This is a genomic window from Methylobacterium sp. WL64 (genome assembly GCF_008039945.1).
GTDB lineage: Bacteria > Pseudomonadota > Alphaproteobacteria > Rhizobiales > Beijerinckiaceae > Methylobacterium.
Genome location: NZ_VRVA01000069.1, coordinates 17782 through 30627 on the forward strand (window position 1 = coordinate 17782; position 12846 = coordinate 30627).

10 protein-coding genes and 1 pseudogene are annotated in these 12846 nt (G+C 67.8%); 4 read left to right on the forward strand and 7 right to left on the reverse strand.

Annotation, left to right across the window (positions count from 1 at the left end):
* Positions 1–173: 173 nt before the first annotated feature.
* A complete protein-coding gene (locus FV242_RS22640; protein ID WP_147853587.1) occupies positions 174–1088 on the reverse strand; it encodes a manganese catalase family protein in 915 nt (304 codons plus the stop codon).
* A gap of 345 nt (positions 1089–1433) precedes the next feature.
* On the opposite strand from FV242_RS22640, the pseudogene FV242_RS22645 reads away from it, so the two are divergent.
* A pseudogene (locus tag FV242_RS22645) lies at positions 1434–1583 on the forward strand (L,D-transpeptidase); the annotation flags it as partial.
* Here the strand turns inward: FV242_RS22645 and dnaE are convergent.
* On the reverse strand, positions 1580–5080 hold the full coding sequence (gene dnaE / locus FV242_RS22650) for a DNA polymerase III subunit alpha (protein ID WP_147940493.1): 3501 nt from the start codon (positions 5078–5080) through the stop codon (positions 1580–1582). The pseudogene FV242_RS22645 and the gene dnaE sit on opposite strands and share 4 nt — an antisense overlap.
* A gap of 527 nt (positions 5081–5607) precedes the next feature.
* Here dnaE and FV242_RS22655 point away from each other — a divergent pair.
* On the forward strand, positions 5608–6909 hold the full coding sequence (locus FV242_RS22655; RefSeq protein WP_147940494.1) for a glycosyltransferase: 1302 nt from the start codon (positions 5608–5610) through the stop codon (positions 6907–6909).
* Between the two features lie 55 nt (positions 6910–6964).
* Here the strand turns inward: FV242_RS22655 and FV242_RS22660 are convergent, their stop codons facing one another.
* Positions 6965–7426: a hypothetical protein gene (locus tag FV242_RS22660; protein WP_246692828.1), complete on the reverse strand. Its 462-nt coding sequence runs from the start codon at positions 7424–7426 to the stop codon at positions 6965–6967.
* A gap of 173 nt (positions 7427–7599) precedes the next feature.
* Between FV242_RS22660 and FV242_RS22665 the strand changes: the two genes are divergently transcribed.
* The gene (locus FV242_RS22665) at positions 7600–8256 is read left to right on the forward strand and encodes a hypothetical protein (RefSeq protein ID WP_147940495.1); all 657 of its coding nucleotides are present in this window, start codon (positions 7600–7602) and stop codon (positions 8254–8256) included.
* A 54-nt stretch (positions 8257–8310) separates the two neighbouring features.
* Here FV242_RS22665 and FV242_RS22670 read toward each other — a convergent pair whose 3' ends face one another.
* From FV242_RS22670 to FV242_RS36135, 4 genes are all read right to left on the reverse strand, one after another.
* Entirely contained in the window at positions 8311–9024 is a 714-nt protein-coding gene (locus FV242_RS22670) for an ABC transporter ATP-binding protein (RefSeq protein ID WP_147940496.1), read from the reverse strand.
* Between the two features lie 13 nt (positions 9025–9037).
* Positions 9038–10336 carry a lipoprotein-releasing ABC transporter permease subunit gene (locus FV242_RS22675; protein ID WP_147909305.1) on the reverse strand — a complete coding sequence of 433 codons (1299 nt, stop codon included), beginning with the start codon at positions 10334–10336 and terminating at the stop codon, positions 9038–9040.
* 129 nt (positions 10337–10465) lie between these two features.
* On the reverse strand, positions 10466–11791 hold the full coding sequence (gene proS, locus FV242_RS22680) for a proline--tRNA ligase (RefSeq protein ID WP_147909304.1): 1326 nt from the start codon (positions 11789–11791) through the stop codon (positions 10466–10468).
* A gap of 348 nt (positions 11792–12139) precedes the next feature.
* A complete protein-coding gene (locus FV242_RS36135; RefSeq protein ID WP_281407091.1) occupies positions 12140–12262 on the reverse strand; it encodes a hypothetical protein in 123 nt (40 codons plus the stop codon).
* A gap of 179 nt (positions 12263–12441) precedes the next feature.
* On the opposite strand from FV242_RS36135, the gene FV242_RS22685 reads away from it, so the two are divergent.
* On the forward strand, positions 12442–12639 hold the full coding sequence (locus FV242_RS22685; RefSeq protein ID WP_147909303.1) for a hypothetical protein: 198 nt from the start codon (positions 12442–12444) through the stop codon (positions 12637–12639).
* Positions 12640–12846 lie beyond the last annotated feature (207 nt).

The following is a 12846-nucleotide window of genomic DNA, read 5'->3' on the forward strand; positions in this document are numbered from 1 at the left end:
GGGTGGTCTGGGATCGAACGATCAATCCCAGACCACGATGCCGAACGCCCTGTCCGGCAGGGGGAGGCAGGACGGCTCGACATCCTGCTCCGAGGAGACGAAGACGCTTCACACTGTCCGGGGCGGCCTCCTTGATGGCTTGGCGCCGGCAAAGGGCCCCAAGCGGAGCGGACTCAGCGCCCCTTCTTGTAGAGTTTGCTGGCGATCTCGAAGATTTCTTCCGGCGCGTAATCCGGCGCGAAGGCCCCGTAGTTGCCATCGAGTTCCGGAATCTTGCCGCCCTCGGGATAGCCATCAACCACTTCGAGGTTGCCCGGCGGGTCGCCCGGCAGCGCCACCTCGTCGTTCGACCAGACGCCGGCAGCTTCCTGATAATCCGCCTCGCTGAACGTGTAGAGGCGCCGGTGCTTGCCCTCGTCGAGGTACTTCTGACACTCAGGGACCCGCGACAGATCGATGTTCGGGGTCGGCAGCATCTTCTCGATCTCGACGCCGGTGAGCTTCTTCAGGGCCAGTGCGTAGGCATGGGCGTGCAGCGAGCCGCGGACCAGAAGGTAGGCACAGACTTCCCGGCCGGTCGGCTCGGACATGGTCTCGTAGACCCGCAGCTTGTGGATGCGGGCACCGCATTCCAAGTGGAAGTTGTGCAGCAGGTCGATGATCAGGTTACCGGTCGTCGTGACCATGTCCATGTTCCAGGACGCGGCGTTGGAATTCATCGGCATCGCGCCGCCGCCATTCGCCAGGAAGCTGCCGGCGAGGCGGACATCCTGCATCTCGGCAAACGGTGCCTTGGAGATGTCGACGTCCTTCTTCGGGTTGCCTGGACCATTGTTCAGCATGGCGATGCCGGTCGAGACGAGTTCGACGTGTCCGATCTCTTCAGCGAAGATGCTCGACACGAGGCTATAGAAAGGCCGAAGTTTGGTCTTGTTGCGGAAATTGAAGCTCTGGAACATGTAGTTCCCGAGGGTCGACATCTCGCCGTACTTGCCACCGAGCAGTTCCTGCAGGGCGGCGGCTGCGTTGGGCTCGGGCTTCTTCGGCTCCGGTAGCTCCGTCAGCAGACGGTCGATCTTCATGAACATGCGGGCAGCTCCGTTTGCGCGAGGTGCGCATGGGACCTACCGGCGAGGGACATACATGTTCCTGCCTGCGACCGAGCTTCTTTTGCCGTCCCCGCAGGAACGTTTCAGCTACGGCACCTCGATAGCCGGAGAAGATTATTCTCAGAATGGCGTCGCCGCACGCCCCGATCGGTGACATCCGCAACAGGTCAATCCGGCAGGATCAGCTGCGTTCCTCGATCATGCAGCCGACGTCCGGCGCGGTCCTGAGGCTGCGGGGCTCGGTGCTTCTTGGGGCCGGCAACCACCGTCGGGCAGCCTGGATGCACCTCGACCACGGCGGCACGCTGCGTCGCCGGTCCCTTCCACAGCACGACGGAACCCCAGACCATCGGGACCATGATGTCTTCGGGCTGCGTGCGGTTCCTGAACCCGGACATCATCGACCTGTACGCCCGCGTGCCGGGCGGTACGCGGGCGGTGGTGCTGGCGGCAGGTGGCTCAGCGGCGAGTTAGCTCACCTCCACCTGCACCACCCCCGGCACGGTGCGGAGCAGGCCGGCGAGCTGGGGCGAGGCCTGGAACTTGCCCGGAAGCCGGATCTCGACCTCGCGGCCGCCGCCATCGAGCTTGAGGATCAGGGAGACCTCGCTCTCCCCGCGCATCGAAAGCCGCTGCTGCACCGGCGCGACCCCGCGCGGGTCGCTCAGATGGATACGGATGCCCTTCTGGTGCCGGGCGACCGCGTGATCGAGCGGTTCCGCGGTGAGGATCCGGGCGCGCACGTCCTCGCCCTCCAGGTTCGCCTGAAGCTGGAGCACCAGGGGTCGGCCCGGTTCAAGGATATCCCGGTACTGGCCGAGTCCCTCGGAGAAGATGATCGCCTCGAAATGGGCGGTCCGGTCCGACAGGGTGACGATGCCCATCTTGTTGCCGGTCTTGGTCCGCCGTTCTGCCCGGTCGAGCACCGAGGCGGCCACGCGGCCGACGCTGCCGGTCCCGGCCCGGACCGAGCGGCAGAAATCCGCCCAGCTCTGCACCCGCAGCTTGTCCAGAAGGTCGCCGTACTCGTCGAGCGGGTGGCCTGAGACGAAGAAGCCGATCGCCGTGTATTCGCGCTTGAGGGTGTCGGCCATCGGCCAGACCTCGTGCGGCGGGATCCGCAGAGATACGTCGGCCGCGACCACGCCGCCGAACATGTCGGTGACGCCGGTGGAGGCGGCCTCTGCGGCGCTGGCAGCCAGCTTCATCATCGGCTCGACCGCCGCGAAGGCCCGGGCGCGGTCCGGTTCGATGCAATCGAGGGCGCCGGCCTGGACCAGGCTTTCCAGGGTGCGCTTGTTGATCATCCGCGGGTTGAGCCGCCGGGCGAGGCAGGCCAGGTCCTTGAACGGCCGGTCGCCCCGCGCCTCGACCAGCGCCCGCACCGCTTCGCGGCCGACGCCCTTGATGGCGGCGAGCGCGTAGAAGATCTTGCCGTCGCGCACCTCGAACACTTCGCCGGAGGTGTTGATCGAGGGCGGCTCCACCGTGATCTTGAGCCGCTGCGCGTCCTGACGGAATTCGGCGAGCTTGTCGGTGTTGTCGATGTCCAGCGTCATGGCGGCGGCCAGGAACTCGACCGGGAAGTTCGCCTTCAGGTATCCGGTCTGGTAGGTCAGCAGCGCGTACGCCGCCGCGTGGCTCTTGTTGAAGCCGTAATCGGCGAACTTGGCGAGCAGGTCGAAGATCTCGTTGGCCTTGGCCTTGATCAGCCCGCGCTCGATGCAGCCTTTCACGAACCGATCGCGCTGCGCATCCATCTCGGCGCGGATCTTCTTGCCCATGGCGCGCCGGAGCATGTCGGCCTCGCCGAGCGAGTAGCCGGCCAGGACCTTGGCGATCTCCATCACCTGTTCCTGGTAGACGATGATGCCGAAGGTCTCCTTCAGCATCGGCTCCAGCTTCGGATCCGGGTACCAGGACGCCTCGTTGCCGGCGTCGCGGCCGAGCTTGCGCTCGCAATAGACCGGGATGTTGGCCATCGGGCCCGGCCGGTAGAGCGCCACCAGGGCGATGATGTCCTCGAACCGGTCGGCCTGCATCTCGCAGAGCGCCTTGCGCATGCCGGCGGATTCCACCTGGAACACCCCGACGGTCTCGCCGCGGCCCATCGGCTTGTAGGTCTCTTCGTTGTCGAGCGGCAGGCTCGCGAGGTCGATCTCGATGCCACGCTGCTTCAGCAGGTCGGTGCAGCACCGCAGCATGGTAAGCGTCTTCAGGCCCAGAAAATCGAACTTCACCAAGCCCGCCTGCTCGACCCACTTCATGTTGAACTGGGTCACCCGCATTCCGGTCTTCGGGTCCCGGTAGAGCGGCACCAGCTCCTCGAGGGGCCGATCGCCGATCACCACGCCGGCCGCGTGGGTGGAGGCGTGGCGGTGCAGGCCCTCGAGCTTCTTGGAGATGTCGATGAGCCGGGCGACGATCGGCTCCTCCTCCATGGCCTGCTGGAGCTTGGGCTCGCCCTCGATCGCCTGTGCGAGCGTCACCGGGTTGGCTGGATTCTGCGGGACGAGCTTGGTCAGCTTGTCGACTTGCCCGTAGGGCATCTCCAGCACGCGGCCGACATCGCGCAGCACGCCGCGGGCGAGCAGCGTACCGAAGGTGATGATCTGACCGACCTGCCGCTCGCCGTAGCGCTGCTGCACGTAGCGGATCACGCGCTCGCGGCCCTCGACGCAGAAATCGATGTCGAAATCCGGCATCGAGACGCGCTCGGGGTTGAGGAAGCGCTCGAACAGCAGGCCGAAGCGCAGCGGATCGAGGTCGGTGATGAGCAGCGACCAGGCCACCAGCGAGCCGGCGCCGGAGCCGCGGCCGGGACCAACCGGGATGTCGTGGTCCTTGGCCCACTTGATGAAGTCCGAGACGATCAGGAAGTAGCCCGGGAACTTCATCGACACGATGACGTCGAGCTCGAAGGCGAGGCGTTTGCGGTAATCGTCCTCCGAGAAACCCGGCGCAGTGCCGTGCTGCTTCAGCCGCAGCTCCAGCCCGGCCTCGGCCTGCCGGCGCAGCTCGGTCGGCTCGTTCGCGACTGACGCGACGCCAGGTTCACCGGCGTGATCCTCGGCGATCGCCTCGGCCACGACCTTCGAAAAGTTCGGCAGGATCGGCTTGCGGGTCCGCGCCCGCACGGCGCAGCGCATGGCGATCTCGACGGTGGCCTGAAGCGCATCCGGCAGGTCGCTGAACAGTTCGGCCATCTCGGCGCGGGTCTTGAAGGCGTGACGTGGCGTCACCCGGCGCCGGCGCTCGTCCGAGACGAGCCGTCCGTCCGCGATGGCGAGCAGCGCGTCATGGGCGTCGTAATCGTCGGACTTGGCGAAGAACGGTTCGTTGGTCGCGACAATTCCAAGACCGTGCCGGCCGGCGATGTCGAGCAGCGCCGTCTCGATCCGACCCTCCTCGGGCGAGCCGTGGCGCTGGATCTCGACGTAGAGCCGGTCCTCGCCGAAGGCCGCTTTCAGCTGCCCGAGGCGGCTCAGCGCCAGCTCGGGTCGCCCTGCCCGAAACGCCGCGTCGAGGGGCCCCGACAGACCGCCGGTGAGCGCGATCAAGCCGGCCCCTGCCTCGGCTAGGGCGGAGGCTTCGACTCGGGGCGCCTCGCCGAGCGCAGTGTCGAAATAGGCGCGGCTCGCCAGACGCAGAAGATTGGCGTAGCCGGTCTCGTCCTGGGCGAGCAGCACGACGCCGTGGCTCGTCGGAGCCGTGCGCTGGTGCGGGTCGGCCGCCTCGAACGCCACCGAGAGCTGCACCCCGGCGATCGGTTGGACACCCTCTCCGGCCGCCTTCTCGGAGAATTCCAGCGCACCGAACAGATTGTTGGTGTCGGTAAGCGCCAGGGCCGGCTGCCGGTCGGCGACCGCGGCCTTGACCAGAGAGCCGACCTTCAGCGCCCCTTCGAGGAGGGAATAGGACGAATGGACGTGGAGGTGGACGAATCCGACCTCCTTGAGCTGGCGTGGCATGGCCGACCTTGATCCGGGGTCGCCCAACATCCCCGCTCGGCCTTGCCAAGTCGACGTATGCCTGAGCCGAACCTGACGATATCCACCGGTCGTGCTCCCGGCGCACCAGTTCGGGCGCCCTCTGTGGATAATCGGCACGGCCGGCTCGATCGCCTGTGCATAAGCCGCGCATGGCCGGAACTCGGCCCCGAAAGGGAGAACCTGGCTAACGAACCGGTGCCAGAGCTATTGCCCAGGCGCCGACCGCCGCAAACAGCATCCCGAAGGCCATGAACTCGACCATCCCGGTCAGGACCAACCGCTTCAGCATCGTCGCGCCTCCCGTGTTCCGTCTTTATTATGTTCATGTTTTGTTCTGGCGATAGGGGCGTGAGCGGTGCAGTGCCTGCGGCTTTACATCATAGTAAACAAATAGTGGCTTGATGGAGATCGGGCGGGCTGCCATGTCCGCCTCTATCGGGGCGTTCGTTATTTGACCGGGGGGGTCAAGGGAGCAGGCTATTCCCGCGCAACACATTGGGGGACGGATCCAGGTCGCGCTGGTGGCCGTCGGGACGCACGGCGACGTGCTGCCGTTCATCGCGCTGGGCCACATGCTCCTGGCCCGCGGGCATGGCGTCACCTTGGCCGCACCGGCGCCGTTCGAGGCGATGGCGCGGCGCGCGGGTCTGTACTTCCAGCCCCTCGGCACGGCCGCCGATTACGAGGCCGTGATCGGCCAGCCCGAACTCTGGCATCCGCGCTGGGGCTTCCGTCCGATGTTCGACTTCGCCCTGCGGGTAGCCGAGACCACCTGCCTCTGGCTCGGAGCCACCCGGGCGCGCGGGGTCGATCAGATCGTGGTCGCATCGCCCCTGGCCTGGGGCGCGCGGCTCGCCCAGGAACTCTACGACATGCGGGCCGCGACTCTGCACGTGATGCCGTTCCTGATCGAAAGCCGGTCCGATCCGCCCCGGCTGCCGGGACTGCCGTTGCCCCGGATCCTCCCGGCGGCGTTGCGGGCCTGGCTCAACCAGGGCGCTGACACGGTGGCGGTCGGCCCGTTCACGCTGCCGCCCCTGAACGCGCTCCGTCAACGCCTCGGCCTCGATCCGGTGACCCGGCTGCGGCATTGGTGGAACAGCCCGACCCGCATGCTGCTGATGTTCCCGGATTGGTACGCCGCGCGCCAGGCGGACTGGCCGTCCCAGGCGGTGCAGCTCGGCTTCCCGCTCGTCGATCGGTTCGGCGACGTGCCGGCGATGCCGGCGGAACTCGAGACCTTCCTGGCCGAAGGCGACGCGCCGATCGTGTTCACCTACGGCTCGGCGATGCGCCAGGGCGCCGCGTTCTTCGAGACCGCTCTGGAGGTGTGCCGGCGGATGGGCCGTCGCGGCGTCCTGCTCGCTCCCCAGGACGGCCAGATCCCGATGCCGCTGCCGCCCGGGATCATCCACCTGCCCTACGCGCCGTTGAGCGCGTTGCTGCCGCGCAGCGCCGCCCTGGTCCACCACGGTGGCGTCGGCACGGTGGCGCAGGCCCTGGCGGCGGGCATCCCGCAGCTCGTCGTCCCGGTGGCGTTCGATCATTTCGACGAGGGGCGGCGCCTGAAGGACCGCACGCTGGGTACCACCCTCAGCCGCCACGCCTTCCGACCGGCCCGGGCCGCACGGGTCCTGGGGCGGCTGCTGACCGACCCGGCGGTGACGCGCGCTTGCGCCCAGGCCAAGGCGCACTTGGCCGAGAGCCCCGACGCGATCATCGCCGCTTGCGACCGCGTCGAAGAGCTGGCGTTTCTTACGGTCGAGCGCGGACCCGGCCTGAAGGTCGCAGAGGCCGGCCGCCGATGAGGGCTCGGGGCGACTGGAAGGCATAGCTCCGCTGAGTCGATGGCTTTGCCGGCCTTCAGGGGCTTCGCGACATCCGGAAATCACGGATCCGCGGTGCTGGGCCCGACGGTGCTGCGAGCCATGTGCGCCGCTGCTTGATCAGCGCCTTGAGCCGTGCGCGTCGCGGGTTCGACCGAATGCAATCGCAGCCGTCGAGGTCCGTCGACTCGCAGCTGAGGATCGATGCCACCATCACCACGATCGCGAGGATCGCCAGCGCCACGAGGGGCCAGGCGAGGCCGAGCCCGACCAACGCGGCGATCGCGAGTTTACCGGCCAGTGAGCCGACGATCTTGGCTTTCATCAGGACGAGCAGGGTGGTGCCGCCGCCTGCTCCGCCGCGCAGGGCCCGGACGATCCGCTTGCGCAACCGATGCTGTGCGGCGAGGGCCTCCAGGCGCCGAAGCTGCCGGCGGACCCGCGCGATCCCCGAAGAGACCGGATCGTGACGGAGGCTGGTCCGCGATTGATCCGCCACCGGCCCTCCGGGCTCTCGTCCGATCTGCTTCTCCTCAATGTTTAGCGCGACCGTACAAGCCGGTCGACAAGACCGATCCGGGCGAAGCTCGCTCCGGCGGCTGAAGGCCATGATTTGAACGACGGACCGGAGCAACACAGCGTTGATCCGATGATCCTGATCCGGAGGTTGCGGTGATCCGCCTGCTGTCGAGTGTCATGCTGCTGGGATGGATGCAGAGCGCCCAGGCCACGGATATCATCGTGGATTACCGGGACCGCGGCTTCCGGGATGCCAAGCCTTCGGTCGCGCCGGACGAGCGGGCCCGTCTCGCGCGGGTCATGGCCGAAGAGGCTCCGCAAGCGCTGCGCACGGAACTGGGGCCCGACTCCGTGGTGCTGGGGGTGGCCGCAGGTGCGTTCACGCGGCCCGGCAGACGCGAGCGCGCCTATCTCGTTCAGCGAACGGCGCCCGTGGCGAGCGAGCCGTTTCCGAATGCGGTGGCACCCGTCCTCGTCGTTCTCGGCGACGGCGCGAAGGCACGCTTCTTCCGCCTGCCCAAGGACGTCCAGTATCAGCGCGTCGCCGCCGCAGTCGATGCCGATCGCGACGGACGCAGCGACGTGCTGCTCGAATCCGGGTTCTACAACATGGGCGAGAGCGTCACGGCGCTCACCGCGGTCAAGCTCGATCCGGGCAGCGGGCTGGCGACGCCGGGCCAGGTCATCCGGGATGTCTTCACCGACAGCTGCGACGGCGGCTCGGCCCGCAAGAGCCGGACGGCGTCGACACTGTCCCTCGACGCGGCGGGGAAACTCGTCACCCGGCGCTACCGGCTCACCTGTCGATGAAGGATCCAAAGACCTTCAGGATGACGAACGGCCGGGATTCCGCGCGCCGCGCCGTCAATCGAGCGGTGTGATCAGCCCGTCGCGGATCGTCACCCGGCGGTCCATGCGGGCGGCGAGGTCCAGGTTGTGGGTCGCGACCAGGGCCGCGAGGCCCGAGGCCCGCACCAGCGACATCAGCACCGAGAACACGTGGCCGGCGGTACCGGGGTCGAGATTCCCCGTGGGCTCGTCCGCCAGGAGCAGCCGCGGGCCGTTGGCCACCGCGCGGGCGATGGCGACGCGCTGCTGCTCGCCCCCCGACAGCTCGGCCGGTCGATGCGGCAGGCGGTCCTTGAGGCCGAGGAAGCTCAGCAGCTCGGTGGCGCGGGTCTTCGCCTCGGCACGGCCGAGGCCGCGGATGAGCTGCGGCATCACAACGTTCTCGAGGGCCGAGAACTCCGGTAGCAGATGGTGGAACTGGTAGACGAAGCCCATCTCCTCCCGGCGCAGGCGGGTGCGCTCGGTATCCGGCATCGCGGCGGTGGGCCGGCCGCCGATATAGACCTCGCCGCCGTCCGGCCGCTCCAGCAGGCCGGCGAGGTGCAGGAGCGTCGACTTGCCGGCCCCGGAGGGCGCGACGAGGGCAACCAGCTCCCCGGGCCAGATCGCGAGATCGGCCCCGCGCAGGATATCTAGGGCTCCTTCGGCCTGCCGGTAGCGCCGCTCGACGCGGGCGAAGAACAGGGCCGGCACCGGCGGGCTGCCGGCGGGCTCGCTTGCGTCACTCATGGGGTGCGGACCGTCAGCCGTAGCGCAGAGCCTGCACCGGATCGAGCCGGGCGGCACGCCAGGAGGGATAGAGCGTCGCTGCGAGCGACAGCAGCAGCGAGGTGATCACCACGGCGGTGATCTCCCGCGGGTTCATCTGAGCCGGGATCTCGGCGAGGAAGCGCACGGTCGGGTCCCAGGCCCCGGGAAACAGCACGTGCTGGATCGGCTTGATGTTGAGGGTGATCAGGACCCCGAGCCCGAGACCGCTCAGGGTCCCGACCAGGCCGATCAGTGCGCCGTTGATCAGGAACACCCGCATGATCGTGCCGGGGGTCGCCCCCATGGTGCGCAGGATCGCGATATCGCTCGACTTGTCGCGCACCAGCAGGATCAGGCCCGAGACGATGTTGAGCGTGGCCACCACCACGATCAGGCTGAGGATCAGGAACATCACGTTGCGCTCCACCTCGAGCGCCCCGAAGAAGGTGCGGTTGCGCTGGCGCCAGTCGGTCAGCAGGATCGGGCGCTCGGCCGCCATCTCGAGGGGCTCGCGCATGTCGCCGACCTGATCGGGGTTGTCGACGTAGATCTCGATCATGCTGACGTCGCTCTCCCGGTTGAAGAACGCCTGCGCCTCGGTCAACGGCATGAACACGAAGGTCTGATCGAACTCGGTCATGCCGACCTCGAACACCGCCTTGACCGCGTAGCTCTTGGTCCTGGGCGCCGTGCCGAAGGGCGTGGACGACCCCTTGGGCGTGACCAGCGTGATGTTGTCCCCGGCTTGAAGCCCAAGGGAATCCGCGAGCCGCCGGCCGATCAGGACGCCGGTGCCGTCATCGAACCCCTCCAGCGTGCCGCCGCGGATCGCGCTGGAGACCGCGGCCAACGCGTCGAGGTCGGCGGCGCGCACGCCGCGCACGATCACGCCGGAGCCGCCGAACTGCGACGAGGCGAAGGCCTGGCCTTCCACGAGCGGCACTGCGGCGCGCACGCCCGCCACCTTCGACAGGCGCTCCGACAGGTCGACCCAGTCGTTGAACGGGCGGTCGATCGGCGTGGCGAACAGGTGACCGTTGATGCCGACGATCTTGGAGAGCAACTCGGCGCGAAACCCGTTCATCACCGAGAGCACGATGATCAGGGTGGCGACGCCCAGCGCGATGCCGAGGACGGAGAAGAACGCCACCACCGACACGCCGCCACCCCGGCGACGCGCCCGCAGGTAGCGGCCGGCGATGATCCACTCGAACGGCGCGAAGGGGGCCGTCCCCTCGCGCAAGGAGGCCGCGAAGCCCCTCACCCGGTCGATCGCCGCTGCTCCAGTCATCGGCCTAGCCCTAAGCACCATTGGCTGCGTTGTCGCCGCTCAAGTGGCGAAAATGATGCCTAAACACGGATTGAAGCAGAATTGCCGCCGGCAAATTGGCCGGCCGCCGCGCTGGCGCCCCTTGCCGGCTCAGACGCGGCGGATGCGGGCCAGCAGGTCGACGGTCGCAAGGCTCTCGCGCTCGCCGCCGGCGCGCCGCTTCAGCTCGACCTTGCCCTCGGCCAGGCCCTTCGGCCCGACGATCACCTGCCAGGGCAGGCCGATCAGGTCCGCGGTGGCGAATTTCGCGCCCGGCCGCTCGTCGCGGTCGTCGTACAGCACCGACAGGCCGGCCGCCTCGAGGTCCGCCTGGATCTGCGCGCAGGCGGCGTCGGTGCCGGAATCGCCGACCTTGAGGTTGATCAGGGCCACATCGAAGGGGGCGACCGAGTCCGGCCAGATGATGCCGGCCTCGTCGTGGCTGGCCTCGATGATCGCAGCCACCAGCCGGCTCGGCCCGATGCCGTAGGAGCCCATGTGGACCGGCCGCTCGATCCCGTCGGGCCCGGTGACCTTGGCACCCATCGGCTCGGAATACTTGGTGCCGAAATAGAAGATGTGCCCGACCTCGATGCCCCGGGCGGCGAGGCGGTCGGCCTCCGGCACCTCCGCGAAGGCCTCCGGCTCGTGGATCTCGTCCGTGGCGGCGTAATGGGAGGTCCAGGCGTCGACGATGCCCTGCAGGCTCGCGACGTCGTCGAAGTCTACGGTCTCGGGCGGGGTCTCGAAATCGAGGTAGGCCCGGTCGCAGAACACCTCGCTCTCGCCGGTCTTGGCCAGGATGATGAACTCGTGGGACAGGTCGCCGCCGATCGGGCCGGTATCGGCGCGCATTGGGATCGCCCGGAGGCCGAGCCCCGCGAAGGTGCGCAGGTAAGCCACGAACATGCGATTGTAGGCGTGGCGCGCCCCGGCCTGGTCGAAGTCGAACGAGTAGGCGTCCTTCATCAGGAACTCGCGGGAGCGCATCGTGCCGAAGCGCGGCCGCACCTCGTCGCGGAACTTCCACGAGATCTGGTAGAGGTTCTTGGGCAGGTCCTTGTAGGAGCGCACGCTGGCCCGGAAGATCTCCGTGACCATCTCCTCGGCGGTCGGGCCGTAGAGCATCTCGCGGTCGTGCCGGTCCTTCAGGCGCAGCATCTCCTTGCCGTAGGCGTCGTAGCGCCCGGATTCCCGCCACAGCTCGGCCGATTGCACGGTCGGCATCAGGATCTCGATGGCGCCGGAGCGATCCTGTTCCCGGCGGATCACCGCGCAGACGCGCTCCAGCACCCGCAGGCCGAGCGGCAGCCACGCGTAGATGCCGGCCGATTCCTGGCGCACCAAACCGGCGCGCAGCATCAGACGGTGGGAGACGATCTCGGCTTCCTTGGGCGTCTCGCGCAAGGTCGGCATGAAGTAGCGAGACAGACGCATGTTTTCGGAGGCTTGTCTTCGGGGAGTTCGGCCTGGATCCGGCCGGGAGGCACCGAGGCGCCCGGGCACACAACACGCCGGGGACGCAAATTACAAGCACCGTCGGCCGACAGAGCGCGTAATCCGGCCGCGCCGCCGGAGGGCAGGCCGACCGGGCGCGGTGCCGCAATAGGAATCGAACTGCCCATTTGCCGGCAAGAAAGCGCAGATTTTTCTCGCGCACCCGGTGACAACACGAATTGTTGTTCCTATAAGCGGCGCGTGATGTTTACGACGCCCGCAAGAGGTGGCGCAGGGTCCGAGTCTCGGGAGGAAAACCGACCGCCACGCAGGCAATGCGTAGGATAATCAAAGGTCGAGCCACTGCAGCTTGAAAAGCAAGGCCTCAGGCCTTGCTTTTTTTGTTGTTCGGCATCCTTCGCCGCGCCCGTCCCGATCTTCCAGCACGCTGCCGGGCGTGGAAGTTGCCATCGTCGGCCCTCCCTCCAGGTCACGTCGCAGGCCTGATGCAGACGCCACGCTGTGAAGAGCGGTGAAAGCGCGGACAAGTCGATGGTTTGTCGACTATTCGACTTTGGCGGCGCAACCCATTAACCCGCAAGGCCTTTTCGCGGCGAATGATGGTCCAGACCTTACGGGGTGGATTCGCCATGCACTTCCAGATCCGCCAGGCCGAGCATCTCTGGTCCTGGGTCCTCCTTAACGAGGCCGACGAGACCGTCGCCGAGTCGTCCCGGACGTTTCCTTCAGCCGCGCAGGCCTCGGCGGCTGCCCTGGCCTTCGCCCACTTGGTGTCCCGGGCCGGGAAGTCGCTGACGGTGCGGTCCTCCTCCGGGATGCTGCTGTAGAACCCGATCCGGTTTCGTCCCAAACTCAGGTTCATCGGGACGGTTCGCACGCGACCTCCCGACAGGCCTCATCGTCCCCACGCGCCTGGTGCGCCGGGGGCATGGCCCAAGAAGTCTCCTCACGCTGGACGCGGGACGCCGCGGGAACCCAGGTGTCGGCCAAGTTACGCGCGGGATCCGATCCCCGCGGCGACCCGCGGCATCGGC